The sequence below is a fragment of the Arthrobacter sp. TJ-266 genome, from assembly GCF_058269115.1.
The window spans coordinates 479,496-505,644 of record NZ_JBZCNC010000001.1 but is presented as its reverse complement, the minus strand read 5'-3'; the positions used below and the strand labels follow the sequence as shown (position 1 = coordinate 505,644).

General features: G+C 70.9%; 26 protein-coding genes and 2 pseudogenes. 12 read left to right on the top strand and 16 right to left on the bottom strand.

Annotated elements, in window-relative coordinates; all coding sequences use genetic code 11:
• The first annotated feature begins 30 nt into the window (after positions 1–30).
• A complete protein-coding gene (locus AC4D12_RS02585; RefSeq protein WP_490948215.1) occupies positions 31–363 on the top strand; it encodes an STAS domain-containing protein in 333 nt (110 codons plus the stop codon).
• The gene (locus tag AC4D12_RS02580) at positions 356–841 is read left to right on the top strand and encodes an ATP-binding protein (protein WP_490948214.1); all 486 of its coding nucleotides are present in this window, start codon (positions 356–358) and stop codon (positions 839–841) included. Before AC4D12_RS02585 ends, AC4D12_RS02580 begins: the two co-directional genes overlap by 8 nt.
• On the opposite strand, the gene AC4D12_RS02575 is transcribed toward AC4D12_RS02580, so the two are convergent.
• Positions 838–1,857 carry an alpha/beta hydrolase fold domain-containing protein gene (locus AC4D12_RS02575; protein WP_490948213.1) on the bottom strand — a complete coding sequence of 340 codons (1,020 nt, stop codon included), beginning with the start codon at positions 1,855–1,857 and terminating at the stop codon, positions 838–840. The genes AC4D12_RS02580 and AC4D12_RS02575 overlap by 4 nt on opposite strands.
• 148 nt (positions 1,858–2,005) lie before the next feature.
• On the opposite strand from AC4D12_RS02575, the gene AC4D12_RS02570 reads away from it, so the two are divergent.
• From AC4D12_RS02570 to AC4D12_RS02560, 3 genes are all read left to right on the top strand, one after another.
• Positions 2,006–2,641 carry a trimeric intracellular cation channel family protein gene (locus AC4D12_RS02570; RefSeq protein ID WP_490948212.1) on the top strand — a complete coding sequence of 212 codons (636 nt, stop codon included), beginning with the start codon at positions 2,006–2,008 and terminating at the stop codon, positions 2,639–2,641.
• Between the two features lie 393 nt (positions 2,642–3,034).
• Positions 3,035–3,469: a hypothetical protein gene (locus tag AC4D12_RS02565; RefSeq protein ID WP_490948211.1), complete on the top strand. Its 435-nt coding sequence runs from the start codon at positions 3,035–3,037 to the stop codon at positions 3,467–3,469.
• Entirely contained in the window at positions 3,469–3,945 is a 477-nt protein-coding gene (locus tag AC4D12_RS02560; protein ID WP_490948210.1) for an HIT family protein, read from the top strand. The genes AC4D12_RS02565 and AC4D12_RS02560 overlap by 1 nt, the downstream gene beginning before the upstream one ends.
• Positions 3,946–4,049: 104 nt before the next feature.
• On the opposite strand, the pseudogene AC4D12_RS02555 reads toward AC4D12_RS02560, so the two are convergent.
• From AC4D12_RS02555 to AC4D12_RS02540, 4 genes and pseudogenes are all read right to left on the bottom strand, one after another.
• A pseudogene (locus tag AC4D12_RS02555) lies at positions 4,050–4,295 on the bottom strand (endonuclease domain-containing protein); the annotation flags it as partial.
• Positions 4,296–5,152: 857 nt separating this feature from the next.
• Complete coding sequence (locus AC4D12_RS02550) at positions 5,153–6,247, bottom strand: polyprenyl synthetase family protein (RefSeq protein WP_490948209.1); 1,095 nt, start codon at positions 6,245–6,247, stop codon at positions 5,153–5,155.
• 9 nt (positions 6,248–6,256) lie between these two features.
• Positions 6,257–7,573 (bottom strand): geranylgeranyl reductase family protein, encoded by a 1,317-nt coding sequence (locus tag AC4D12_RS02545; protein ID WP_490948208.1) that lies wholly within the window; start codon positions 7,571–7,573, stop codon positions 6,257–6,259.
• Positions 7,574–8,338, bottom strand: a complete 765-nt coding sequence (locus AC4D12_RS02540; RefSeq protein ID WP_490948207.1) for a demethylmenaquinone methyltransferase — start codon at positions 8,336–8,338, stop codon at positions 7,574–7,576.
• 120 nt (positions 8,339–8,458) lie between these two features.
• On the opposite strand from AC4D12_RS02540, the gene AC4D12_RS02535 reads away from it, so the two are divergent.
• From AC4D12_RS02535 to AC4D12_RS02520, 4 genes are all read left to right on the top strand, one after another.
• Complete coding sequence (locus tag AC4D12_RS02535) at positions 8,459–9,808, top strand: isochorismate synthase (RefSeq protein ID WP_490948206.1); 1,350 nt, start codon at positions 8,459–8,461, stop codon at positions 9,806–9,808.
• 84 nt (positions 9,809–9,892) lie between these two features.
• Positions 9,893–10,681 carry a transporter substrate-binding domain-containing protein gene (locus AC4D12_RS02530; RefSeq protein WP_490948205.1) on the top strand — a complete coding sequence of 263 codons (789 nt, stop codon included), beginning with the start codon at positions 9,893–9,895 and terminating at the stop codon, positions 10,679–10,681.
• Positions 10,682–10,765: 84 nt separating this feature from the next.
• Entirely contained in the window at positions 10,766–11,551 is a 786-nt protein-coding gene (locus AC4D12_RS02525; RefSeq protein ID WP_490948204.1) for an amino acid ABC transporter permease, read from the top strand.
• A gap of 5 nt (positions 11,552–11,556) precedes the next feature.
• Positions 11,557–12,315, top strand: coding sequence for an amino acid ABC transporter ATP-binding protein (locus AC4D12_RS02520; protein ID WP_490948203.1), 759 nt, complete (start codon positions 11,557–11,559; stop codon positions 12,313–12,315).
• Here the strand turns inward: AC4D12_RS02520 and menD are convergent, their stop codons facing one another.
• The 4 genes and pseudogenes from menD to AC4D12_RS02500 form a co-directional block, all read right to left on the bottom strand.
• On the bottom strand, positions 12,316–14,184 hold the full coding sequence (gene menD, locus AC4D12_RS02515; RefSeq protein ID WP_490948202.1) for a 2-succinyl-5-enolpyruvyl-6-hydroxy-3-cyclohexene-1-carboxylic-acid synthase: 1,869 nt from the start codon (positions 14,182–14,184) through the stop codon (positions 12,316–12,318). It abuts the gene before it with no gap.
• 162 nt (positions 14,185–14,346) lie between these two features.
• The gene (locus AC4D12_RS02510) at positions 14,347–16,512 is read right to left on the bottom strand and encodes a PhoX family protein (protein WP_490948764.1); all 2,166 of its coding nucleotides are present in this window, start codon (positions 16,510–16,512) and stop codon (positions 14,347–14,349) included.
• 240 nt (positions 16,513–16,752) lie between these two features.
• Positions 16,753–17,436: pseudogene (locus tag AC4D12_RS02505) on the bottom strand (gamma-glutamyl-gamma-aminobutyrate hydrolase family protein); the annotation flags it as partial.
• 77 nt (positions 17,437–17,513) lie between these two features.
• The gene (locus AC4D12_RS02500) at positions 17,514–18,587 is read right to left on the bottom strand and encodes an o-succinylbenzoate synthase (RefSeq protein WP_490948201.1); all 1,074 of its coding nucleotides are present in this window, start codon (positions 18,585–18,587) and stop codon (positions 17,514–17,516) included.
• 40 nt (positions 18,588–18,627) lie between these two features.
• Here AC4D12_RS02500 and AC4D12_RS02495 point away from each other — a divergent pair, with 40 nt between their 5' ends.
• From AC4D12_RS02495 to AC4D12_RS02485, 3 genes are all read left to right on the top strand, one after another.
• Positions 18,628–19,542, top strand: coding sequence for a phosphatase PAP2 family protein (locus tag AC4D12_RS02495; RefSeq protein WP_490948200.1), 915 nt, complete (start codon positions 18,628–18,630; stop codon positions 19,540–19,542).
• A 134-nt stretch (positions 19,543–19,676) separates the two neighbouring features.
• Complete coding sequence (locus AC4D12_RS02490) at positions 19,677–20,825, top strand: zinc-dependent alcohol dehydrogenase (RefSeq protein WP_490948199.1); 1,149 nt, start codon at positions 19,677–19,679, stop codon at positions 20,823–20,825.
• 106 nt (positions 20,826–20,931) lie between these two features.
• Positions 20,932–21,495 (top strand): hypothetical protein, encoded by a 564-nt coding sequence (locus AC4D12_RS02485; protein ID WP_490948763.1) that lies wholly within the window; start codon positions 20,932–20,934, stop codon positions 21,493–21,495.
• A gap of 201 nt (positions 21,496–21,696) precedes the next feature.
• Here AC4D12_RS02485 and AC4D12_RS02480 read toward each other — a convergent pair whose 3' ends face one another.
• The 7 genes from AC4D12_RS02480 to AC4D12_RS02450 all read right to left on the bottom strand — a co-directional run bounded on the left by AC4D12_RS02480 (position 21,697) and on the right by AC4D12_RS02450 (position 26,146).
• Positions 21,697–22,908 (bottom strand): MFS transporter, encoded by a 1,212-nt coding sequence (locus AC4D12_RS02480; RefSeq protein ID WP_490948198.1) that lies wholly within the window; start codon positions 22,906–22,908, stop codon positions 21,697–21,699.
• A gap of 133 nt (positions 22,909–23,041) precedes the next feature.
• Positions 23,042–23,350, bottom strand: coding sequence for a hypothetical protein (locus tag AC4D12_RS02475; RefSeq protein ID WP_490948197.1), 309 nt, complete (start codon positions 23,348–23,350; stop codon positions 23,042–23,044).
• A 48-nt stretch (positions 23,351–23,398) separates the two neighbouring features.
• A complete protein-coding gene (locus tag AC4D12_RS02470) occupies positions 23,399–23,860 on the bottom strand; it encodes a VOC family protein (protein WP_490948196.1) in 462 nt (153 codons plus the stop codon).
• Positions 23,861–23,869: 9 nt separating this feature from the next.
• Positions 23,870–24,250 (bottom strand): fluoride efflux transporter CrcB, encoded by a 381-nt coding sequence (gene crcB / locus AC4D12_RS02465; RefSeq protein ID WP_490948195.1) that lies wholly within the window; start codon positions 24,248–24,250, stop codon positions 23,870–23,872.
• A complete protein-coding gene (locus tag AC4D12_RS02460; protein WP_490948194.1) occupies positions 24,247–24,780 on the bottom strand; it encodes a fluoride efflux transporter FluC in 534 nt (177 codons plus the stop codon). The genes crcB and AC4D12_RS02460 overlap by 4 nt, the downstream gene beginning before the upstream one ends.
• Positions 24,773–25,519, bottom strand: a complete 747-nt coding sequence (locus tag AC4D12_RS02455; protein ID WP_490948193.1) for a dienelactone hydrolase family protein — start codon at positions 25,517–25,519, stop codon at positions 24,773–24,775. Before AC4D12_RS02455 ends, AC4D12_RS02460 begins: the two co-directional genes overlap by 8 nt.
• A gap of 102 nt (positions 25,520–25,621) precedes the next feature.
• Complete coding sequence (locus AC4D12_RS02450; protein ID WP_490948192.1) at positions 25,622–26,146, bottom strand: GNAT family N-acetyltransferase; 525 nt, start codon at positions 26,144–26,146, stop codon at positions 25,622–25,624.
• Positions 26,147–26,149: the final 3 nt, after the last annotated feature.

The following is a 26,149-nucleotide window of genomic DNA, read 5'->3' as shown; positions in this document are numbered from 1 at the left end:
ACTGAACCATCGACGGAAGAGGAAGCACACATGGAGTTCACCACCGAGGACAAGGGTCGGTACACAGAGGTGGCGGCGACCGGTCGCCTGAACATGGTGGCCGCCCCGAAGCTGCGCGAGGTGGTGAACCGCGTGGTCGATGCCGGCGGGAAGCGCATCGTCGTGAATCTGGCCGGCACCAGCTTCATGGACTCCTCGGGGCTGGGAGCGCTGATCGGCTGCCTCAAGCTCGCCCGTCAGCGCGGTGGTGACCTCCGGATCGCCGCCGCCCAGCCCCAGGTGACCATGGTGCTCGAGCTGACGAGCATGCACCGTGTCCTGACGCCGCACGCCACACCCGAGGAAGCCTTTCCGCATGACTGACGAGGTCCTGGCCCGACGGAGCCTCACGGAGCCGGCCGGCGACCAGGCCATCGAGAACCTCCATGCACTCCTCGACCAGCTCTGGCTGGACGCCGCTTTCGTGCCCGCGACGGACCAGATGGCGTTCACGACGGCGGTGATCGAGGCGGCGAGCAACGTGGTGCAGCACGGTGTCCCCGCCGAGGGGGCCACCCTCGCCCTCGGCGTCGACCTGACGGTGGAGACCACGCGACTGCGCGCCGTCATCAGCGAGATCGGCGCGGAGGCGCTCGACCCGGTTCCCGATCTCGAGGGCCCTCCACCCCCGGTCCAGACGCCGACGGACGACGGCGCCCTCCTCGAGGACTTCGACGAGTCGGGACGGGGCCTGTCCATGATCCGGGCGCTCGTCACCACGGTCACGGTGGAGCGGCAGGGCGACACGAACGTGTGGGTACTCTCGCGCGACTCCGACGGGTCGCCGGACGCCACCACCTAGGGCAGCGCCGGCCGTCCCAGGAACTCCGCGACGTCCGCGTACACCGCGCGTGACTCGGGGAGACGCGGGAAGGCGGGGAACACGTGGAAGCCACCCGGATAGACCCTGAGCGTGACATCGGCCCCCGCGGCCACCGCCCTGTCGCGGAACATCACGGCGTCCGCCATGCAGACATCGCGCGTCCCCTGGTAGATCCGCGTGACGGGTACCTGCGCCAGCAGCTCCTCGGGGGCGCAGGCCGGGCTGACCAGCGGTGTGCGGGGATCGTCGCCTCCGGCCCACCACGAACCGGCGCGGACACCGCCGGCCACCGACAGCATGGGATCGACGGCGTCGTACTTCGGGATGTCCGGATTGGTGCCGGTGACGTCGAGCCACGGCGAGAAGACCGCGATCCGCCCCGGCGCGGGCAGCCCCGCGTCACGGAACGCCCACGGCTGGGCGACGGCCAGACCGCCACCGGCGGAGTCGCCCATGAGCGTGACGTCCTCCGGCTGCGCGGTCTCCAGCACCTGCCGGTACACCGACACCAGGTAGGGGAACGCGTCCTTGTAGGTGCTCTCCGGCGCCAGACGGTACAGCGGGATCGTGACCGCTGCGCCCGTCCGCTTGGTGAGCTCGGCGACGATCCACCAGTGCGGCCGGCCGAGCTCGTTGATGTAGATGCCGCCGTGCGTGTAAATGATGTGCGAGCGCGTGGCACCGAGCAGCGGCCGCACGGTGATGGTGCGGACCCCGTCCACCTTCCGCTCCTGGATGGTGTGGGTCTGCTTGAACGTCCACGGGATCGCGGCCATCGAGGGGTAGGTGCGGCTCGGGTACTTCGCGTCCACCCACTCGGTGCCCGCGAGATTGCGCTTGGTGGGGAGGAGACCGATCAGCCGGGAGGCAAGCCGCATGGCTCGCGACCCGTCGGCTGCACTCGGTTCGGGAAGTGCGGCGGACGTCGTCCGTCCGTCCGTGGTGCGTCCCGCCGTGGGCTGGGCGGCGCCCTCGGCCGCCTCGTCGCTCGTCATGGAGCCAGCCTAAGCCCGGCTCCGGCGTCGTCGCCTGCTCTGTCATGCTGGTCGGGGCCGCATGACGCGATGTACTCCCCCGCCCCCGGGCGGTCGTGGACTGGCCTTACCCCGCACCGACACCAGCAGTGAAAGGACGGACCGAGCCGTGCAGCTCGCCCTCGGCGCAGACCTCCTCGGCGTCTTCTTCTTCGCCGTCTCGGGGTCGCTGCTGGCCGCTCGCAAGGGGTTCGACCTCGTCGGCTCGCTGCTCCTGGCCTCTCTGGCATCACTGGGCGGCGGCGTGGTGCGCGACCTCATCATCGACATCCCGCCTGCCGCCTTCACGAATCCCGCCTACCTGCTGCCACCGCTGCTCGCGACGGTGGTGGTCTATTTCGTGTTCTCGGGCGTGGAGCGCGTCAAGAGGGTCCTGGTCCTGTTCGACGCCGCGGGCCTGGCCCTGTTCTGCATCACCGGGACCATCACCGCGCTCGAGGCGGGCCTGCACCCGGTGTCCGCCGTGTTGCTCGGCGTCACGACGGCGGTGGGCGGCGGCCTCCTGAGGGACGTCGTGGCGAACGAGATCCCCCAGCTCTTCGACCCACGCGACATCTACGCGCTGCCGGCGATGCTCGGCGCCACGGTCGTCGCGGTGCTGTATCTGACGGACACCTTCACGCTCGTGACCGGGATGCTGGCGGCGTCGCTCGTGTTCTCGCTGCGCGTGCTGGCGTGGCGCTACGGCTGGCACGCCCCGCTCGCCGCCCGGACATGGACCGCACGACGCCGGACCACCCGCTGACGCTGCTGCGCTCGGCCGGACGAAACTGGCGGCGGTCTCGCCGTCGCGCGCGCAGGGCAGCAGCCGGGCAGCGGACTCGCCGTCGTGCCCCGCCGTCGCGCGGCGGGGCAGCAGCCGGGCGGCGGACTCGCCGTCGTGCCCGGCGGGGCAGCCGGGTAGCAGCCGGGCGGCGGTGTCGCCGTCGTGCCCCGTGTGCGAGACGTGGCCCAAGCGACGCCATGTGTCGGTGATGGGCGCCGTCGCCCAGCGACCGGCACCGCCCGGCGAGCGACAGCGCCGACCGGTCCACGCGGATGCCGTCCGTGCAATGCCGGGGCGATCGTCCGCGGTGGACCCGCCCACGAGGTCGGCGGCTAGGATGGTCGCATCCCCACCCCCTCTCCTGGAGTACTTGTGACTGAGCTGTTCGCCGACAAATTCCGCGCCCTGGTGCCTCAGTATTTCGAGGACGAGTGGGTCGAGGAGGACGGCCTCTCCGAGGAGGAGCTGGCCGAACTCCTCCAGGGCAAGGACTTCGAGCTGCCGCTCGCCCTGCGTGAGTTCTACCGGGCCGTCGGCGCCACCGAGGACATCATGGAGGCGTTCCACTTCTTCTGGGACCCCGATGAGCTGGAGATCGAGGACGGCTTCCTCCTGTTCCTCGAGGACGAGGAGGAGCAGTACGCGTGGGGCATGCGCGTCGGCCAGCTGAACGTCCCGGACCCGATCGTGTGGCGGCGGAACAATGCCCGCGGTGAGTGGCAGAGCGAAGAGGGCACCTTCAGCGAGTACGTCCTCGACCTCTTCGAGTGGGTCTTCGAGGAGAACGACGAGGACGAGGAGAACTGATGGAGTTCGCCCACCACGCACCCGAGGGGTACCGCTGCCCGTTCTGCGACCTCGCGCGCGGTGACTTCAGCAATCCGCGGAACCTGTGCCGACCGGGCGACGTCATCTACTCCGACGACCTCGTGCTCGCGTTCATTGCGTCCCACGGCTTCGAGCCGAATCCCGGTCACGTGCTCATCACGCCACGGGAGCACATCGAGCTGCTGTACGAACTGCCCGACGACGTCGCCGGCCGCCTGATGACCGTGACGCGGGACATCGCGGTGGCGATCAAGCTGGCATGGGAGCCCGACGGCGTCTCCACCCGGCAGCACAACGAGCCGGCGGGCAGCCAGCACGTGTGGCACTACCACCAGCACGTCTTGCCGCGGTGGCACGACGACGGCTTCTACTTCACGCCGAAGCGCCCCATCGTGGACCCTGCCATCAGGGCGCGCAAGGCGGACGAGCTGAGGGCCCACCTCCCGGCGTCTTGACCACGACGCTCGTTGTCGGCTCTTGCGGCGGCCCAGGCGCGTCGAGGCGGGACACGCCGCGTTTACGGACCCACCGGATCGAGAGCAGACAACGACGGCGCGTGTCACCGGATCGGCGTTCTGCCGAGCGCAGCGAGCACCATCGCGAGCACCGTATCCGGGTGGTACATCACGTCCTCGTAGCAGAAACGGAGGACTCTGTAGCCTCCGAGGATCGTCATGTTGTTCCGACGCCGGTCCCGTCGCAGTGCCTTTCGGTCCGAGTGGAAAGCAGCGCCGTCGACCTCCACGACGAGAAATCCCTCGACCAGGAAGTCCACGCGCCCCACGCCCTCGATCGGCACCTGCGGACGGACCTTCCAAGCCGGCGTCCTCGAGGATCAGACGAACAACCACTTCGATCGCCGAATCCGCATCCCCCCGGGCCCTCGACAGGGCGGTGCGCGCGCGGCCGTTCCGCCGTCCCGGCAGGCGTGACTCGATGAAGCCTGTCACGGTGTCGCCTCGCCTCAGAGCCGACTCGACCATCGGCACGGCCTCCGCCTCGGGCCGACACTGCAGAACGTGCACCAACACGTCGACCAATCCGACCAGCGGCAGCCGCGCATGTACCGGAACGGAACGTGAGTGGTGGTTGATGCAGGTGGCCCCGACTGCGCGCGGTCGACTCACGTGGATCTCATCGGACTCCACCAGGCGCCACAGGCCGTAGTGCTTCGCGGCGGAGATGCAGGTCAACCGCGCTCGTTCCGTGACAGCGACAACGAAGTCCGGATCCGCACCCGGTAGGGCCATGACCCCGCGGCGTACTCGGGTGATCGTCCCCTCGTCCAAGGACCGCTCCAGCTGCCCTCTACCGATCCCTCGATCGAGGAGCACCTGCGTGGGCGCTACTCCTCCCAACCCGCGGAGCACTGTCTCGGTCGTCATCCAGACAGCTGAAGCCAGAGCTGGTGGCTGGTGCAGCGGATGGATCGCTATGTGGACAACCTGTGGGTCCGATCGTGAGCGGTCCGCCCCGAAACATCCCGGACATCCGGCTCAATCGTTGTCACCTTTTGTCCGGCCCGTGCGTGTCGCCACGCAACACGCCGACCTTCCGGCTGCTCAGGCCTTGAAAGGGGCCAACGAGGGACGGCGCACCGGGTGAGCCGCCAGAAGCCGCAGGGACGGCGCACCGGGTGAGCCGGCAGAAGCCGGAGGAGCGCTAGACGTCCCTGCTGACCACCGCGTACGCGAAGCTCGTCAGGGCCCGCTTCACCACGCTGTCCGGCAGCGGAGCGAGAACCTCCACGGCGTCCTCGGCCCACTGCTGCGCCACGGCCCAAGCGGCCTGCGTCTGCGGGTGCTCACGGACGGCGGTGACCGCAGCCGCGAGCGCCTCGTCCGAGGTGAGGTCGCTGTCCACCAGCGCGACGACGTCGGCCGCCGACACGTCGCCCGCCGCGGCAGCGCGCCGCAGCAGGAGGACGGGGAGCGTCGGAACGCCTTCGCGCAGGTCCGTGCCGGGCGCCTTGCCGGACTTCACCTTGAGCCCGGTCACGTCGATGACGTCGTCGGCGAGCTGGAAGGCGACGCCCACCTTCTCACCGTAGGCCACCATGATGTCGACGACCTCGCGCGGCGTGTCAGCGAAGATCGCACCGAGCTGGCCGGACGCGGCGACGAGCGAGCCGGTCTTGTCCGCAATGACGGAGAGGTAGTGCTCGAGGTCGTCCTGCCCGTCGCGGGGTCCCACGGTCTCGTGGAGCTGGCCGAGGCAGAGCCGCTCGAAGGTGCGGGCCTGGATGCCGAGCGCTTCCCCGCCGAGTTCGGAAACGAGGATCGAGGCGCGCGCGAAGATGAGGTCGCCCGTGAGGATGGCCACGGAGTTGCCCCACACCTCGTGGGCCGTGGGTCCGCCGCGGCGGAACGGCGCCGAATCCATGACGTCGTCGTGGTACAGCGTCGCGAGGTGGGTCAGCTCGACGACGACGGCTGCCTGCACCACCTTGGTGCGCGTCGGGTTACCGAGGTGCGAGGCGAGGATGGTCAGGAGGGGGCGGATACGCTTGCCCCCGGCCTCGACGAGGTGCCGACTGGTGGCATCCGCGAGCGGATCCGAGTTGGCGATGGCCCCGCGGAGCTGCTTCTCCACCTCCATGAGGCACGAGGAGACAGACGGGCCGAGCTCCGGGTCCTCCGCGATGAGGTCGAAACCGGGAGGCAGACGGACCGCCTCGGCGTCGTCCGGAAGGTCCGTCATGTCCAGCGCGCTGCCCCGACCCACGCTGGTCCACCCGGAGTTGAAGGAATCTGTCACGGTCTAAGACTAACCACGTGCGGCGGCGCTGTGCGCATGCAGGCGGCCCGTCAGCGACGGCTGGTTGGAGGTCTTGGGCACCAGGGACTCGAGGAGGTGGATGACGCGGTCCTCGAAGCCCTTCCCGCCCGAATCGGTGAGGTTGCCGAGCATCCGCACCACGAAGCGCATGAGCAGCGGCACCGGCATGCCGGTGCGCAGGGCGAGTGTGAGGATGGCGGGCTTGCCGATGAGGTGCGCGAAGATGCGGCCCATGGTGAAGTGACTGCCCCACTGCTCGCGGACGTAGGGCGCGTACCCGGACATCACCTGGTCACGGCCGAGCACGGAACCGATACCCTCGGCCCGCACGATGAACTCGGCGGCGTAGCGCGCGGACTCCATGGCGTAGGAGATGCCCTCGCCGTTGAACGGGGACACCATGCCTCCGGCGTCGCCGAGCAGCAGCATGCCGGGGCTGTAGTGCGGGGTGCGGTTGAAGCCCATGGGGAGGGCGGCGCCGCGGATCTCGCCCACCTGGTTCTCCGATGAGAAGCCCCACTCCGAGGGCATCCCCGCGGTCCAGTCGCGGAGCACCTGCTTGTAGTCGAGCTTCCCGAACTCCGCGGAGGAGTTGAGGATGCCGAGACCCACGTTGGAGGTGCCGTCGCCCACCCCGAACACCCAGCCGTAGCCGGGAAGGGGCTTGCCGGTGGCGTCGGGCAGCTCGAGCCAGCCCTCCATCCACTCGTCGTCGGTGCGCGGGCTCGTGAAGTAGGTACGGACGGCGACGCCGAGCGGGCGGTCGTCGCGCTTCTGCATCCCGAGGCTCACGGCGGTGCGTGTGGAGTTGCCGTCGGCCGCCAGGACGACGTCGGCCGCGAAGTCGCGGGTCTCGCCCGTCCTCCGGCCGTCGGCGTCCAGCAGGTTCACGGTGACGCCGGTGACGCGGCCGGTCTCGTCGCGCACGGCCGTGGTGACGGAGTGCCCCTCGAGGATGGTGGCGCCGGCGGTCCGCGCGTGCGACGCCAGAGCCTCGTCGAAGCCGAGGCGCGTACGGACCAGCCCGTAGTCGGGGAAGTCGCTCAGCTCGGGCCAGGGCACCTCGATGCTCCGCTTGCCGGCGATGAGGCGGAGGCCGCGGTTGCGCCGGAAGCCCTCACCCTCGCCGTGCGGCAGGCCGAGCAGCTGCAGTTCGCGGCTCACGCGGGGCGTCAGCCCGTCCCCGCAGACCTTCTCGCGCGGGAAATAGGTCTTCTCGAGGACGGTCACCTCGACCCCGGCCTGCGCCAGGTAGTAGGCCGCCGTGGAGCCCGCGGGCCCGGCGCCGACGATCAGGACGCGCATCTAGCTCACGGCCGTCGTGCGGCGGCGCAGGCGGACCTGCCCCGGCAGCGGTGGTTCCTCGCCGAGGGCGGCAGGTGCCTTGACGGCCCGGTGGACCGCGACGATCCCGCCGTTGAGGTTCCGGTACCGGACGTCCTCCCAGCCGCTCTCGCCGATCCAGGCGGCGAGCTCGTCCTGGCCCGGCCAGGCGCGGATCGACTCGGCGAGGTACACGTAGGCGTCCGGGTTGGAACTGACCCTGCGGGCGATCGCCGGCAGGGCCCGCATCAGGTACTCGGTGTAGGTGGTGCGCCAGAGGGCCACGGTGGGCTGGGAGAACTCGGCGATCACGAGGCTACCGCCGGGGCGCGTGACCCTGAGCATCTCGGCGAGTGCCTTCTTCGGCTCGTTGACGTTGCGGAGGCCGAAGGAGATGGTCGAGGCGTCGAAGGAATTGTCCGCGAACGGGAGGTTCGTGGCGTCGCCGGCCACGAAATCGATGTCCGGGCGCCGGCGCTTGCCGACCTTCAGCATGCCGAGTGAGAAGTCGCAGGCGACGACGTCGATGCCGGCGTCCGCGTACGGCTCGCTCGACGTGCCCGTGCCGGCCGCGAGGTCCAGTACCCGTTGGCCGGGTTCGGCCGCGACGGCGTCGACCACGATCCGGCGCCACCGGCGGGTCTGGCCGAGGGACAGGACGTCGTTGACGACGTCGTACTTGGGCGCCACGTCGTCGAACATGGCTGCTACTTCGTCAGGCCGCTTCTCCAGCGATGCACGATTCACCCCGTCATTGTCTCAAACAAATGACGGCGCCCCTGACGCCCGGAGGGAGGCCCGGCAGGAGGCCGGGGGCGGCGTCGGCGCGGATTCCCGCGTGAAACCGCGGAGTAGGCTTGAAGCATCATGAGTACTTCGTCCCTCACCGCGCTGACGCCCGCGCCCGGACAGTCCCGCGGGCTCCGCAGCATCACGGTGGCCCGCGCGGACATGGACCCGCGGTCGGGCCTCCTCGAGTACGTGGTCCGCAACGACGTCCACACCTGGATCCGCCGCGGCGGCGGCCTCGTGGCCTACGGCGAAGCCGCGCGTTTCACGGTCACCGGCCCGGATCGCTTCACCCAGGCCCAGGCGTGGTGGCGCCGCGAACTGGCTGGTGCGCACGTGGTGGACGAGCTCGACGTCCCCGGCTCCGGCCTCATCGCCTTCGGCTCGTTCGCCTTCTCGAAAACCTCCCTCCACGAGTCCCGCCTCATAGTCCCCGAGGTGGTGGTGGGCTGCGACGCCGCGGGCAGGAGCTGGCTCACGTTCATCACGGACGACGCCGACGCCGAGCTGAGCGCGGAGGCCGCCGAGGCGGCCCTCGCCGCCTACCTGCTCGAGCCCGATACGGACCGCATGCCGAGCCCGGGCGACACCCTCGGACCCGGCGTCCTCAGCGAGGACCAGTACAAGACGGCGGTGGCGGAGGGCGTCACGCACGTCCAGGCCGGCGAGCTCAGCAAGCTCGTCCTGGCGCGCGACGTCGTCGCGCACCTCGACAGCCCCATCGCCACCGCGCAGGTGCTGCGGGAGCTCGCGGTGCGCTACGAGGACTGCTGGACCTACGCCGTGGACGGGCTGATCGGGTCCACCCCCGAGATGCTGATCAAGGTCGAGGAGAACACCGCCCGGGCCCGGGTGCTCGCCGGCACCCTGGACCGCGCGAACGCCCCCGCGGACGACCCCGACTACGCGACGCGCGTCCTCGCCGGCTCGGACAAGCAGCTGCACGAGCACCAGATCGCCATCGACTCGCTGACGGCAACACTGCAGCCCTTCACGAGCTCCATGACGTCGCACAGCGCACCGTTCGTGCTGCAGCTTCCCAACGTGTGGCACCTCGCCTCCGACGTCACGGCGCAGCTCGCGGCCGACGACGACGGCCAGGTACCGACGTCCCTGGCCCTGGTGCAGGCCCTGCACCCCACGGCGGCCGTGTGCGGCACCCCGACCACGGTGGCCGGCGCGCTGATCCGCGAACTCGAACACCTGCAGCGCGGACCGTATGCGGGGCCGGTGGGCTGGATCGACGCGAGCGGCAACGGCGAGTGGGGCATCGCCCTGCGGGGCGCCGTGGTGGAGACCCCCACCCGCGTGCGGCTCTACGCGGGCTGCGGCATCGTGGAGGGCTCGCAGCCCGAGGCCGAGCTCGCCGAGACCTGGAGCAAGTTCCGACCGATGATCGAGGCGCTGGGCCTCAAGCGCCGGGCGTAGCCACGTCGCACCACCCACGTCTGGCTACAATCAGCAGGGCTTTTTCACCGTTCAGCGTCATCCATCCGCTCAAGTGAGGTAACCATGCTTTCCAACAAGACCGGCCTGCTGGCCGTGGCCGCAGCCGCCGTCCTGGCGCTCAGCGCGTGCGGAGGGGGTTCGGACGACGCGGGCTCCGCCGAGGAAGGTGGGCTCGATCTCGTGTCCGACGGCTCCCTGACCGTCTGCTCGGACATCCCCTACCCGCCCTTCGAGTACGAGGAGAACGGCGAGTACACCGGCTTCGACATGGACCTCATGAAGGAGATTGCCGCCGGGATGGACCTCGAGCTCGCAGTCCAGGACGTCGGCTTCGACGGGCTCCAGAGCGGGGCCGTGCTTGGCGCCGGGACCTGCGACATCGGTGCGAGCGCCGTGACCATCACCGCGGATCGCCAGGAGAACCTCGCCTTCTCGGACCCGTACTACGACTCCCTGCAGTCCATCCTCGTACCCGAGGACTCCGACGTCGCATCGATCGAGGACCTCGCCGGCAAGAAGGTCGGCGTCCAGCAGGGCACCACCGGTGCCATCTACGCAGAGGAGAATGCGCCGGAGGCCGAGCTCGTCCAGTACCCCTCGGACGCCGAGATGTATGCGGCGATCCAGGCGGGCAACGTCGACGCCCTTCTCCAGGACCTGCCGGTCAACCTCGGCCACACGGAGGACGGCGCCTTCACCATCGCCCAGGAGCTGCCCACCGACGAGCAGTACGGCTTCATCATGTCCAAAGAGGGCAGCGAGGAGCTGGTGACCGCGGTCAACGAGCAGCTGGCCACGCTGCGCGACGACGGCAGGTACCAGGAGATCTACGACACCTACTTCTCGGAGTAGGAACACCACGGTCCGTGCGGCGTCGGTGTCGATGACTCCGGCGCCGCACGGGCGCCACCTCCCGAAGGAAGGTCGTTCCCCCGCGTGAAACGCTCGACACGCAGACGCCTCACGCAGGGCGTCCTCTACGCGGTATTCATCGCCGTGATCCTCGTCGTCCTCCTGTCTGCGGACTGGGGGCGAATCCAGCCCTACTTCTTCAACCTCGACGTGGCACGGGAGGCATTCCCCGAAGTCCTCACGATCGCGGCGAGGAACACCATCGTCTACACGGCGATCGCCTTCGTGGGCGGCATGCTCTTCGGGCTGCTCCTTGCGCTCATGAAGCTCTCCCCCGTCCTGCCCTACCGCTGGCTCGCGACCGCCTACATCGAACTCTTCCGCGGGCTGCCGGCGCTTCTCGTGATCTTCGGTTTCGCGTTCGCGGTGCCCATCGCCTTCCAGTGGCAGGCTCCGGGCGGCAGCGTGGGCGCCGGGCTGATCGGCCTGATCGTGGTCTCGGCGGCCTACATCGCGGAGACCATCCGAGCGGGTATCGAGGCTGTGCCCGAGGGCCAGGTCGAGGCTGCCCGGTCCCTCGGCATGGGGTCCACGTGGACCCTGATCACCGTCGTGCTCCCGCAGGCGTTCCGCATCATCACCCCTCCCCTGACGAACGAACTCGTGATCCTCATCAAGGACACCTCGCTGCTCTTCATCGCGGGCATGGCGATCGGTGACCGTGAACTCACGACCTTCGCCCGCGACTCCCTGACCAACTCGGCGAACGCGACCCCGCTGGTGCTCGCGGCCCTGCTCTACCTCGTCATCACGTTGCCGCTGACCCAGCTCGTCGCGAAGCTCGAACGACACAACAAGAGAGGCCGTTGATCCGCATGGCACGCACAGCATCGGGAACCGCGGCGGTCCCGGCGATCGAGGTCCGCGCACTCTGCAAGAACTTCGGCAGCAACGAGGTGCTCAAGGGCATCGACTTCCACGTGGACCAGGGCGAGGTGGTCTGCGTCATCGGCCCTTCGGGCTCCGGGAAGTCCACCCTCCTGCGCTGCGTGAACCGCCTGGAGGAGCCGACCTCCGGCACGGTCATGGTGGAGGGCATCGACATCACGGACAGCGAGACCGACCTCGACGACGTCCGCACGCGCATCGGCATGGTCTTCCAGCAGTTCAATCTCTTCCCGCACCTCAGCGTGCTGAAGAACCTCACCCTCGCCCAGCAGCGCGCCAAGAAGCGGGGCAAGGCCGAGGCCATCGAGGTGGCGCGGCGCAACCTCGCCAAGGTAGGGCTCTCGGAGAAGGCCGACGCGTTCCCCTCCCAGCTCTCGGGTGGGCAGCAGCAGCGCGTCGCCATCGCGCGGGCCCTGTCGATGGACCCGGACATGATGCTCTTCGACGAGCCGACCAGTGCCCTGGACCCCGAACTCGTCGGCGACGTCCTGGAGGTCATGAAGCAGCTCGCCCGCGAGGGCATGACCATGATGGTCGTGACGCACGAGATGGGCTTTGCCCGCGAGGTGGGCGACCGCGTGGTGTTCATGGACGGCGGCGTGGTGGTGGAGCAGGGCAAGCCCGAGGACGTGCTCGGCGATCCGCAACACGAGAGGACGCAGCTCTTCCTCTCGAAGGTGCTCTAGCTAGGAGACCGTCACGTCCGCGACGGTGCGGCGGATGCGCGCGTGGAGGTCGCGGAGCGAGCCCCGGTCGGCGCGCACCTCGACGACGGACCGTCCCACGACGGGCCCCGCGAGGGCGGCGTCGAGATCCTCCGGCGTCGTCGCCCGGGTGTACCGCACCCCGTACGCGGCGGCGAGGGCCGCGACGTCCACCGTGTGCGGCGTACCGAACAACCGCTCGACGGCGGCACCGTAGCGCGCCGTGGTGGTCGCTGACCCGTGCTCGAGCAGGCCGAAGATGCCGCCTCCGGCGTCGTTGAGCACCACGATCTGCAGGTCGGGCTGCGGCTCCCCGCTGCCCAGCAGGAGCCCGCCGACGTCGTGCAGGAACGTGAGGTCCCCCATCAGCGCCCGCGTGGGGATCCCCGCGGCGAGGGCCACGCCGGTGGCGGTGGAGATGGTGCCGTCGATCCCGGCGAGGCCGCGGTTGGCGTACACCTCGAGGGGGTGCCAGTCGGTGGCGGCCACGAGGTCCACGTCGCGGATGGGGTTGGAGGACCCGAGCACGAGGTTCCCGTCGGTCTGCTCCCAGACGGCGTCGGCGACGTGGAGTCCCGTCAGCCGGCCCTCCTTCTCCAGCAGCATGCGGATGGCGGCGTCGGCCGCGGCGCCTGCCTCGCGCCAGCACCGCAGCCACCCCGGCGCCCCGCGCCCCGCGAACGCGAGCAGCTCGGGCAGGGAGTCGATGATGCGCTCCGGGCGCTTGCCCTCCTCGAACCAGGCCACCGGCTCGGGCAGGTAGAGCGCGTGCTCGACGTCGGCGCGGGCGAGCAGCGCGGTCACCGGCCGGGAGAGGGTGGGCCGCCCGAACGTCACGACGCGCGTGATCGCCGACCCGATGTGCTCGAGCAGCAGGCGGTACGGCGCGATGGCGCTACTGCCGAAGCGTGCGTTCGACGACGGCTCGGCGAGGAGGGGAAGGTCGAGGTGCGCGGCGAACACGGCGGCGAGCTCCCCGGCCCCGTGGCCCGCGACGACGACGGTGGTGGCGTCGGCGCCCCCGTCTGATGCGGCGCGGGGCGTCGCGGAGGTCGCCGCATGGCTCGTGTCGGCGGGCTGAGCGGCGGTCGGATGTTCGCCGATGGCAGCGGTCGCAGCGGGTATGACCGCGGCGGCGGGTGACGCGGTCATACCAGCCATGGAGGTCGGCGCGTCGGCGTCGGGCGATGCGTCCGTAGCCGACGGCGTTGTCGCGGCCGACGAGGCCCGCACTGCGGCTGCGGTTCCGACGGCGGACATGTCGTCGGTTGTCCCCGCCGGGACGAGCGGGTCGCGGAAGGCGAGGTTGAGATGTGCGGGCCCCGGGGGCGCCGTCGTCCTGCCGCCGGCCGGTGATCCGACGGCGGCGTACAGCGCGGCGCCGATGCGGGCCGTGGGGTCATCCCCCGCCGGGACGTCGATGCCGGCGCGCACGTGCACGCCGAAGAGGTCCGGTTGCACGGTGGTCTGGTTCGCGCCGGTACCGCGCAGTTCCTCGGGCCGGTCCGCCGTGATGACCACGAGCGGCACAGCGGCGTGGTTCGCCTCCATCACCGCCGGCAGGAGCTCCCCCACCGCGGTACCCGACGTCGTGACGATCGCCGCGGGACGGTGCCCGCCGAGCGCGAGCCCCAACGCGGTGAAGGCACCGGAACGTTCGTCGATCCGGACGTGCAGCCGTACGGTACCCGCCGCTTCCGCCTCGGCGAGCGCGTACGCGAGGGGCGCGCTCCGCGACCCGGGAGCGATCACGACGTCCGTCACCCCTGCGGAGACCAGCGCGCGGATGGCGAGCGCGGCCGCGGTGGCGGAGTCGAGGGATTCGAGGGAGCCAGGAGGAGTTTCGGTCACGCCTCCATCCTCACACCACAACCGGCCCGCGGGGTTCTCCCTCGGGAGTGGACCGCGCCGAGGAACCTCCCGTCGGTCCGTCGGGAGGAATCCGGCCGGTACCCGCGGAAACGACGACGCACCCCCTCCGGCCGGAGGGGGTGCGTCGTCGTGCGCCAGGTGCTACTTGCCGTCGCCGCTCTCGCGGGCCTCGGCGACCGAGGACTTCGGGCGCGGCTTGCCCGGCTGACGCTTCCCGCGGCCCTTGTGGTCCTCCTTGGGACCCTGTGCGCCGTTGTAGATCTGCACCACGGACGGACGCGGCAGGGCGGCCTCACCCGCACGGGGGGTGCCGCCGAGGGGCACGTAGTCCGGGAAGAGCGAGGACTGTGCGGCCCACGAGCCGTCCTCACCCGGGTGCTGGACGGCGACGAAGACGCTTCCGTCCTGGTCGCGGATGACCGGCCCGCACGTCTCCGCCTCGCGGGGCACCGCGAGGAACTGCTGCACGCGGCCGCGCTCGGCGCCCACGAGACCCACCTTGAAGAGGCCGTCGTTGAAGCCGATGGTGCCCGGCTGACCGTCGGTCGAGATCCAGAGGTTGCCCTCGGAGTCGAACGCCACGTTGTCGGGGCAGGAGATCGGCGAGACCTGGTTGGTGGGGTAGCCGGAGAAGTACGTGGCCGGGTTCTTCGCCGGGTCACCGCAGACGAGCAGCAGGTTCCAGGTGAAGCGGGTGCCGGTCGCGTTGCCGCCGGCCTCCGTGAGCTCCACGACGTGTCCGTCGCGGTTCGCCGTGCGGGGGTTGGCCTCGTCCGCCACGGCGTTGGTACCCACGCCGCGGTTGGTGTTGTTCGTGCAGGCCACGTAGACCTTGCCCGAGACGGGGTTCGGCTCCACGTCCTCGCAGCGGTCCATCTTGGTGGCGCCCAGCTTGTCCGCGGCGATGCGCGTGTACACGGCCACCTCGGCGGCGGTCATGCCTGCGACCACGGACTGGTTGTCGATGAGCAGGGGCAGCCACTCGCCCACGCCGTCGAATGCGCCGTCGGTGGGAACCGCGCCGCTGCCGTTGATGTCGGCCACGGAGTTGCCCTGGAACCGAGCCACGTAGAGCGAGCCCTCGCTCAGGAGCGTCATGTTCGCGCTACGGGCGGCGGGGCTGTTGCCCGGCTGCACCTTCTTCGTGGACACGAACTTGTAGAGGTAGTCGAAGCGCTCGTCGTCGCCCATGTACGCGACCACGCGGCCGTCGGAGGCGACCGTCACGTTGGCGCCCTCGTGCTTGAAGCGGCCCAGTGCGGAGTGCTTCTTCGGCGTGGACGTCGGATCGAAGGGGTCCACCTCGACGATGTACCCGAAGCGGTTCGTCTCGTTCTCGTAGCCCGCGTTCCGCGTGTCCCAGCGCGGCTCGTCGATCTCCCAGCCGCGCGAGGTGGGGCGGTTGGTGATGCCGTAGCGGCGGTCGCCCGCACTGGTACCGGGTGCCACGAAGTAGCCGTTGAAGTTCTCCTCGCCGGAGAGGATGGTGCCCCACGGCGTGGTTCCGCCGGCGCAGTTGCCGAGCGTGCCGAGGATGGAGCGGCCCGTGGGGTCGTCCTTGGTCTTCAGCAGGTCGGAGCCCGCGGCGGGGCCCGTGACCTCGTAGGGCGTGGTGGTGAGGTAGCGGCGGTTGAGCGGTGCGCCCTGAACGTAGGACCACGGCTTGCCCGGGCCCTTGCGCTCGAGCTCGACGACGGAGAGTCCGTGGGCGGCCTTGCCGATGCCGCGGACCTCGGCGGCGGGCAGGGTGGGCGGCACCATGATGTTCTCGTTGGTGTACTCGTGGTTCGCGAACAGCACCGCGCGGCGGCCCTTGCTGCCCTCGATCTCGATGACGTCGGTGTAGTCGCAGTTGTAGCCGAACTGCAGGGTCTGCGCGGCGGCCGTCTGGTTGTTCGGGTCGAACGCGGGCGCGCCGGCGAACAGCGGGTCACCCCAGCGGATCACCGGCTTCCAGCCGTAGCCCTGCGGAACGGTCATGTCGTCCACGAGGGCGTCGACCGGCGGGATGGCGTTGAACGCGAGCGGACCGGAGGGCACGCCGGGCTTCTTGCCGGGGGCGGCCTGGGCCGGCGATGCGCCGGTCTGGGACGCGACGAGCAGCGTCAGTGCGCCCGCGGCCCCCACGCCGAGTGCGCTGCGACGCGAGTACTCGCTCGAGACGATGTCGCGGAAGTAGTTGTTGCTGCTGGTGTTGCAGACGGCCTCGGAGCACGCATTGTCACACTTGAGCGCGCAGGTGACAGCGCTGCGCTTGCCCTTCGTGTGGCCGAGCATGGGGAGCAGGCGGCGCGTGGTTTCAGTCATGGGGGTGTACCTCTCACGGAGATGAACGGCGTTCGCGGTCAACAGTGCCGAGATGACCTGAACAGCCGATGGGCGCGTCGGTGAACACGAGGTGAACGGCGCCCGAACAGGATCTGCTCCGTCACCCGGCCGGGAGCACCGCCTCCTGCAGCACGTCCTCGAGGGACACGGCCCGGGACCGGGCGAGCTGCCGCTCCCGGCGGCCTGCACGAAGGGGTCGAACAGCGCGGTCTCGGTGGGGCTCTGCTCCGGGTGCCACTGCACGCCGATGCAGAAGCGGTCGTGCGGCAACTCGACGGCCTCGACGACGCCCTCCGCGCTCCACGCCGAGGGCTGGAGGCCGAGCCCCAGGCGGTTCACCGCCTGGTGGTGGGACACCGGTGCGCCCTCGAGCCGTTGCCTGCCGAGGATGGGCGCCACCTGGGATCCGGGCCTCAGATCGACGGGGATCGGGGTGAAGCGGTGGTCGCCGAGCTGGTAGGTGCTGCCGCGGACGACCTCGGGGAGGTGTTGGTGCAGTGACCCGCCGAGTGCGACGTTGAGCATCTGCTCGCCGCGGCAGATACCGAGCAGGGGCAGGTCCATCCGGACGGCCTCCCGCGTGACGGCGTGGTCCCAGGCGTCCCTCAGCCGGTGGGGCTCGTCCGTCTCCGGGTGCCGCGCCTCGCCGTAGAGGGCCGGGTCGACGTCCCAGCCGCCCACGACGATCACGCCGTCGAGCCACGAGAGCAGCTGCCCGACCACCCCGCCGCCCGTTCCCTGCGGGGGCAGCAGCACGGGGATGGCGCCGGCGGCGAGCACGGGCCCGAGGTACTTCCGGGGCAGGAACGCGGCGTCGAGGGTCCCGCAGCCCTCAGTTACCGCGGGATCGAGGTAGAACGTCAGGCCGACGACCGGCAGAGGCTGCGCTTCTGAACCTGTCAAGGGTGTGTTCCTTCCACGAAGACCATGGACGATTCACCCTGGACCGCTCGCGTTGACCGCGTATTTCCTGCGTGTGATCATCCCGTGTCGCCCGCGGCGGCCCCCCGCTCCCGCGCTGCGAGGATCGCGTACGTCCGGGCCAGCCGCGCCAGCCACCAGCGCCTGGTCCCCTCCGGCGCCGCGAACGCGCCGAGCCTCTCCTCGGACACCTCGACCTCGCGGACGGGCAGGGTGCCGTCCACGGGCACGAGGGAGGCCTCGGTCACGTCACCCGCCATGAGCGAGACGGTCGCGAGCCCGCAGGCGTAGGGCAGGGTGGGCAGCGCGGCGGCCAGGGCCACACCGGCCCGGATGCCCACCGAGGAGTCGAGTGCGGAACTGACGACGGCGGGGAGCCCGGCCTGCCCGATGATCCGCAGGGCCCGCCGCACTCCCCCGAGCGGCGGCGCCTTGATGACCAGGAGGTCGGAGGCGTCCTCGCGGGCCACGAGCAGGGGGTCCTCCTGACGGCGCACGCTCTCGTCGGCGGCCACGAGGACGGGAAGGCCGCGGCGCTGCAGCTCGAGGCGGACGGCCCGCAGTCCGGGTATGTCCGCCGCCGGCTGCTCGGCGTACTGCAGGTCGAAGGGCGCGAGCGCCTCGAGGGCGCGCAGCGCCTCGTCGACGCCCCACCCGCCGTTGGCGTCGATCTTGATCCCGGCGTGCGGCAGGAGGCGGCGCACCTCGGCCACGCGTGCGACGTCGTCGTGGAGTGCCTGACCGCGCTCGGCGACCTTGACCTTGACCGCGTGGACCGCGCCGAAGCGCTCCAGCACGGCCTCGACGGCGCCGGGCCCGACGGCGGGAACGGTCGCGTTCACCGGCACCGCGTCGCGCCGCGGTGCGGGGAACCCGAGCCACGCGGCCTCCACGGCCCCGGCGAGCCAGGCGGCCGACTCGGCGTCGTCGTACTCGGTGAAGGGGCAGAACTCGCCCCACCCCGCGGGCCCGCGGACCAGGAGCAGCTCCCGCTGGAGCACGCCCCGGAAGCGCACGCGCATGGGCAGGGACACCACGCGAGCCGACGCGACGAGCTCCTCGAGCGGAGGCAGGACGGCTTCGGCGCCGGGGTCGGGGGTCCCCTCGGGGGCGGGCGGCGTCTGGGGTGTCACAGGCTCAGGCTAGCGGCGCGGGTGTGGAACCATGGAGGCGATGACGTCGCAGCGAACATCCCGGGGACCAGCACGTGCAGCGCGCTCGCCGCTGCTGTTCGTGCTCGCCGCGCTCGCATGCGCCGTGGTACTCGGCTGGACCTACTGGGCGTTCGTGCGGACCACCACGGGGCAGTTCGCCGACGAGTCCGCGTGGCGGGAGGCGGGCGTGGCGGCGCCGGACACCCAGCTGCCGTTCCTGAGCTTTCTTGACACGCTGCCCGCCGTCTCGATCGTCGCGGCGGCGGCGGCGATCCTCTTCGTCGCCGTCATCAGGAAGCGCTACCCGGCCGCCCTGATCGCGGTCGGCGTGATCGGCGCCTCGAACCTGACCACGCAGATCCTCAAGAACCTCGTCTTCGACCGCCCGGACCGAGGCGTGGCCACACTCGCGTTCAACTCGCTGCCGTCCGGCCACACCACGCTCGCGGCATCGGCGGCCGCGGCGGTGTTCATCATCGTGACGCCCCGCTGGCGCCCGTTCGCCGCAGCCGCGGGCGGGGCGTACTCGGTGCTCGCCGGCGCCGCGACGTTCCTCAACCTGTGGCACCGCCCCGCCGACGTCGTCGCCGCGCTCCTGGTGGTGGGTTTCTGGACGCTCATCGGGGGCCTGGCCGTGATGCGCACCGGGGACCACTGGAACTCCTGGCGCGGGTTCAACTCGTCCTGGCCGGCGGCACGCCTGTGGCTGGCACTGTGCTGGGTGCTCGGGCTCGGCGGACTGGCGGTCTGCGCAGCGCTGTATCTCGCCGTGCCGGCACTCGGGCCTGCCGCCGAGCCGGGCACCGCGAGCGTTCCCCTCTTCTTCTGGTCAGGGCTCGCGTGGATCATCGGTACGGGCTTCACGCTCGCCGCCGCGGCGGGCTGGCTGTTCGCCGCTCAGGCGCGGACGACGCCGCGCGTCACCTCCCCGTAGCACTCGCACGTCATCTCCCCGTAGCACCCGGGCGCCGCCGCCGCACGCGGTGATCGAACCCCGTCCGGCCATTGAGCCGGGGCCCGCACGCTGCCACGCTGACTGGACCGGTCGGTCGAGGGAAGAGGCGTTGGATGAGAGCCATGGTGTACCGCGGGCCCTACAAGATCAGGGTCGAGGAGAAGCCGATGCCCGTCATCGAGCACCCGAACGACGCGATCCTCCGCGTCACGACCGCCGCCATCTGCGGCTCCGACCTGCACCTGTACCACGGGCTCATGCCGGACACGCGGATCGGCCACACGTTCGGCCACGAGTTCATCGGCGTGGTCGAGGAGGTGGGCCCCTCGGTGCAGAACCTGAAGCGCGGCGACCGCGTCATGGTGCCCTTCAACGTCTACTGCGGCTCCTGCTACTACTGTGCGCGCGGCCTCTACTCGAACTGCCACAACGTCAACCCGAACGCGACGGCGGTGGGCGGCATCTACGGCTACTCGCACACCACGGGCGGGTACGACGGCGGTCAGGCCGAGTTCGTGCGCGTGCCCTTCGCGGACGTGGGCCCCCAGCTCATGCCCGAGTGGATGGACAGCGAGGATGCCGTGCTGCTCACCGACGCCCTGGCCACCGGCTACTTCGGCGCGCAGCTCGGGGATATCGTGCAGGGTGACACGGTGGTGGTCTTCGGGGCCGGCCCCGTGGGGCTCTACGCCGCGAAGTCCGCGTGGCTCATGGGCGCGGGCCGCGTGATCGTGGTCGACCACCTCGAATACCGGCTCGAGAAGGCCCGCGTGTTCGCGCAGGCAGAGACCTTCAACTTCGCGGAGTACGACGACATCGTGGTCGAGATGAAGAAGACCACCGACTGGCTCGGAGCGGACGTCGTCATCGACGCCGTGGGTGCGGAGGCGGACGGCAACTTCCTCCAGCAGGTCACCGGCACCAAGCTCAAGCTGCAGGGCGGCTCGCCCATCGCGCTGAACTGGGCCATCGACTCCGTCCGTAAGGGCGGCACGGTCTCCGTCGTCGGCGCCTACGGGCCCATCTTCAGCGCCGTGAAGTTCGGCGACGCACTCAACAAGGGGCTGACGCTGCGCATGAATCAGACGCCCGTGAAACGCCAGTGGCCGCGCCTGTTCGAGCACATCCAGAACGGGTACCTGAAGCCGAACGACATCGTCACGCACCGCATCCCTCTCGAGCACATCGCCGAGGGGTATCACATGTTCTCGGCGAAGCTCGACAACTGCATCAAGACCCTCGTCATCGCGAACCCGAGCTAGGAGGCTCCCCGTGTCAGTGCCCCAGCAGAGGTCGTCCAGCGATCCGACCGAGCCCACCGGACCGCCCACGCCCTCGCCGTCGTCGTCCTCCCGGTCCACCCCCTACGTGGCCAACAAACCCAAGGACGTGCCGTCCCCCGAGGCGCTGCGCGCGCGCATCCCGGGGTGGGGCGTGGACCTCGACCCCAAGGACAGGCCGTCCTACCCGCGGGAGGTCTACGACCCGGGGAGCACGGGGGCCCACTGGGATTACCCGGACGAGCAGCCGGGCCGGGAGGGGCGCGAGCGCTCGATCGAGCACGGACAGTTGACGCCGGTGTTCGGCACCAGCGCTCCCCTGCACGGCGTCTCCGGCGGGATCCGCCGGTACGCCTACCGGTACAGCGAGGGGCGTGCGGCGCACTGGCTGCTGCTGTTGCTCGGGGACCGGGTGGACGCCTGGGGTGCGCATGCGTCGTCGTTCGTGCGCCTGCGCCCCGACAACCCGATCACGGAGACGGGCGTGCTGTCCGAGGGGCGTCGCCACGGAATCGCCTCCCGGTTCGGGAAGAACCGCGCCGACGTCAACCACCAGTGGATCGACCCGATCGTGGTCGGCGGCCCGTGGGTCGCGGGAGCGGCGGGCGCTTTCGTCGTCGTGCGAGCCCTCGCCCGGCGCGTCCGCGCGTAGCCGGCCTCCTCTCGAGGGGGCTTCCTCCCACTCCACGGCGGCATCACGTGGGAATGAAGCAGCATTCCCACGTGTGCGTCCTCTGAAGTGGGAGGAGCCGCCCGACGTCGGCCGCGTCAGCGACTGCGCGACGGCGCTACTGCGTGACGTCCGACCGCGGAACCGCGCAGGACGGCGCCGCGTCAGTCCTGCGGGCGCGCGTCAGTGGTCCGGGCCCGCCGCTCCGGGCGAGCCCTTCGGGATGAAGTACCAGAGCACGCCCGCGCCGAGGAAGGCGAGCGTGGCGGTCGCCCAGATGCCCGCTGACAACGTGGCCAGCGCCGTGACGAGGGCCAGCAGCGCCGGGCCGCCCATGTTCCCGAGATCGGTCAGGAGGCGCCAGATCCCGAGGAACTGCGGGCGCCCGGGCGAGGGCGAGAGGTCCGCGCCGAGCGTCATCACGATCCCCGAGCCGATCCCGTTGCCGAACCCGATCAGGAGCGCCACGAGCAGCAGCCCCACGGACTCCGAGGTCAGCGGCAGGAGGATGAGGGCGGTGCCCATGATGAGCATGCACGGCACGGCGATCCACCGGCGCCCCTTGAGGTCCATGATCTTGCCCGAGGGGTAGAAGATCAGCATGTCGATCGCGCCCGAGAGCCCGTAGATCAGCGCGGTCGCCGAGGCGTCGAGTCCGATGTTCTCGGCCCACAGGGGCAGCACGGCCTGCCGTGTGGAGCGGACCGCGGCGATGAGGAGCACCCCGATGCCCAGGGTCAGGAAGACGCGCGTGTGGCTGCGCATGATCGAGCGCACCGTGGGCGGGGGCGGAAGGGCGGAGGAGGACGACGACGGCGCCCCACGACCGGCCGCAACGAGCTCGGGGACGCGCCAGCTGAGGCCCGCGGCGGCGAGGCTCGCGATGCCGCCCACCCAGTAGGCGCCGTCGAGCCCGAGGACGCTCATGGCGGCCGCGGCCGCGAACGGGCCGATGAACACGCCGATGCGGGTGACCCCGCCCAGAGTGGAGAGGGCCCGTGCCCGGTAATGGACCGGCACGGCCTCCGTGAGATAGCTCTGCCGGGCCAGACCGAAGACGGCACCGGACATCCCCACCATGAGGACGGCGGCCGCGAACACGGCCAGCGTGGGTGCGGACAAGGCGAGGAACATGGCCACCGCGCACCAGAGGGCGGCGCCGACGAGGGCCTTGCGCTCGCCGAAGCGGGTGGCGATGAGGGTCGCCGGGACGTTCGTGACCAGGGAGCCGATGCCCGAGAGCGTGATGACGAGCGCCGCCGTCGCGACGTCCGCCCCGAGGTCGCGGGCGGTGAGTGCGATGACCGGGAGGATCGCTCCGGTCGCCAGGCCGTAGAGCAGCGACGGACCGTAGGCTCCCACCGCGATGGAGCGGAGATCGAAGTCCTTGGGCACCGTCCAACCCTAGTCCGCGGCCGTGCGGGTGCCGGTGCGCTTCCGATGGGGCGTGGTCGGCGAGATCCCGGTCAGCGCCTCATCGAATCAGCACGCAGGGTCAGCACGCCGGGTTGCTACTGACTACGTGGCGCTACTCGCCGCCGTCGGCCCCGAGCCCGCCGGCGTCGAAGGTGGCTCCACCGACGCCGGACCAGTCGGTGAGGCCGCCGTCGTCACTCGCATTCGTGACGGTGGGCGTGGTGTCCCCCGCCCGCAGGTTCGCGATCCTCGTGTAGTCCGGTGCGTCGTCGTCGTCCGGCAGCTGCCACGCCGCCGGGTCCACCGCGTCGAGCGGGACACCCGGGGGCACCTCGCCGGGGATCTGCACCGCGGCATCGGGCCCGAGGGCGCTGACGACGCTCACCTGCAGGGGCACACCCTCGTCATCGTGGTTCGTCATCGATCCTCCGCTTCCTCGTCGGTTCCTCGCCGGTCAGTCGTCAGGGCGCTAGTGCTCCTGCTCCGATGATCCCGTGTTCCGCCCGTCCGTCAAGGGGCCCAGTTCCTCGAACAGGGTGAGCTGCAGCCCGGCCGGTGCGCGCAGCCTCGCGTTGAGGGACCGCCAGGGCGTCTCGACGGGCGGTGCGGTGACCTCGGCGCCGCCGTCGCGCGCCCGCACGGTCGCGGACACGGCGTCGTCCACCTCGAAGGCCACCCTGATGCGATCGCTCGGCGCACCACCGGCCTCGACGTCGTCGATCATCCGCTTCTGCGCAGGGTTCGCGAGCTCGAGCGTGGCGCGGCCGGCGTCGAGGATGATCACCCGGGCCTCACCCTCGCCCTGGAACGCCGCCTCCTCGCGCAGGCCGAGGACGTCCCGGTAGAAGGTGACGGCGGCCTCGTGGTCCTCGACCTCCAGGACGAGGCGCAGCTGCCGGACACCGCGGGTGGAATGGGTTGCATCAGCCATGACGGCAGCCTAGGTGAGCAGGATCGGCACCGACAGGCCCAGCCCGGCCGCGGCGAGGCCGAGCAGCGCAGTACCGGCGCCCGAGAGGACGGCGGCCCGGGTCTGCTCAGCCTGCACCAGGCGGACGGTCTCGAGGCTCGCGGTGCTGAAGGTCGTGTACCCGCCGAGGAATCCCGTGCCCGCGATCATCACCCACGACGACGGCAGCGCGCCCGTGAGTACGAGCCCCGTGAGCAGCCCGAGGAGCAGCGAACCGCTGATGTTGATGATCATGGTGCCGAGCGGGAGACGGGATCTCGTGCGGGCGCGGATCACGCCGTCGAGCACGAAGCGCGCAACCGCGCCCAGCCCGCCCGCCGCACCGATCGCGAGGACCTCGAGCGGGTTCACGCAATGCCCCCGGGGTCTCGGGGGGAAGAACGACGGCGGGACGGACGACGGCGGGACGGACGACGGCGGGACCGGCCCGCCGCCACGATGCCGAGGACCGCCGCGCCGAGCCCGGTCAGGACCGACACGGCGAGGTAGGCGGCGCCGGCGAGGCCGCGGCCCTCCCCGATGAGCAGCGCGGAGTCGACGGCGAGCGCGCTGTAGGTCGTGAACCCGCCGAGGAAACCCGTTCCGAGAAGGAGCCGCGCCGCCCGCCGCCCGCCGACGTCGGGCCCGCGTACCGCGAGGGCCTCGAGGAGCAGCCCCAGGGCGAAGGCCCCCGAGACGTTGATCAGGAGGATGCCGAGCGGGAGTCCGGCGGGTGTCGGAACCACCGCGGTCAGGCCGAACCGGGCGAGCGTCCCGGCGGTTCCGCCGAGGAACACCAGGGCCAGCGACGCCGGCCGGGCGTGAAGGGGCGTGCCGCCGTCGTGCGCCGCGGCGCTGCCCGCTGACGAGCCGCCGCCGGGCAGCGGGCCGTGCTCAGACAACGTGCCGGGCGAGGAAGTCCACGGTCCGTACCCAGGCATCCTCGGCGGGTCCGCGACGGTACGCGAAGCGGTTCGAGTCGTTGAAGAACGCGTGGCCGGCGTCGGGGTAGACCGTCGCCTCGAAGTCCACGCCCGCACCGGTCATGGCGGCGCGGAGCTCCGGCAGGGCGGCGACGAGGCCGTCGTCCTCCTGCCCGTAGAACGCGAGGACCGGGGCCTCGATGCGCCGGAGTTCCTCGTCCGTGAAGTCGGCGTGCCCGTAGAAGGGAACGGCGGCGAGCAGCCGTGGCTCGTGCACGGCGAGCGAGAAGCTGTACGAGCCGCCGAAACAGAACCCGATCACTCCGACCCGCCCGGCGACGTCCTCGTCGGCGTGCAGATGGTCGAAGCAGGCTTTCACGCGCTCGATCGTGACGGCGGCGAACGCCGGGTCGCGAAGCGGGGCGAGCAACGCACGGAGCGTGGGCTGCGCGGCGTTCCGGGCCTCCGGGTCGGGGTTGGCGATCGCCTCACCGAGCCCCGCGGTGTTCTCCTCGGTGACGCCCTGATCAGCCAGGAGGTCAGGGGCGACGACGACGTACCCCTCGCGTGCGAAGCGGTCGGCGACGTCGCGGGTGTGGCTCACGAGGCCCCAGATCTCGTGGATGAGCACGAGCCCTCCGCGCACCGTGCCCTCGGGCCGCGCGACATAGGTGGTCAGGGGTCCCGACGGGGTGTCGATCTGCTGCAGGGTGCTCATCCGCCCACACTTGCACGCTTGCCGGGGGGCACGCCAGCCGCTGGAAAGGTCATTGCGGCGCCCCAGGCGGTCGGGCGGTCAGGCGGTCAGGCGGTCAGGCGGTCAGGCGGTCAGGCGGGCCACCATGCGAAGTTCGTGCAACGGCGGGTCGAAGCGGTCGTCGTCCTTCGTGACGCCGTCCTTCGACCAGCCGTGCCGCTCATAGAAGGCGATCGCCCGATCGTTACCGTCCGCCACCCACAGGTAGCCCTCCGCATAGCCCATTCCCGCGAGCTCGGCGACCGATCGTGTGAACAGCACCGACCCGATGCCGCGGGACCACCACGGGGGGCTGAGATTGAGCGCCTGTAGTTCGCCCACACCGGCGTCGACGGCGTCCCGCGGCTTCCCGAAGCCCGACCAGCCCGCCACCCGACCATCAACGACGACAACCAGGTGCCGGACGTCCGAACCACCCACCGAGAGCCGGCGCTCCCATCCCGCCGTGAGTCGATCGAGATCCATGGCGGCGAGGTACGCGGCGGGCAGGATGTCGACGTAGGCCGCACGCCAGGCATCGATCTGTGAACGCGCGACACCCCGCGCGTCGGATGCGAGGGCTTCCCGGATCATGACGTTCGGCTGCATACT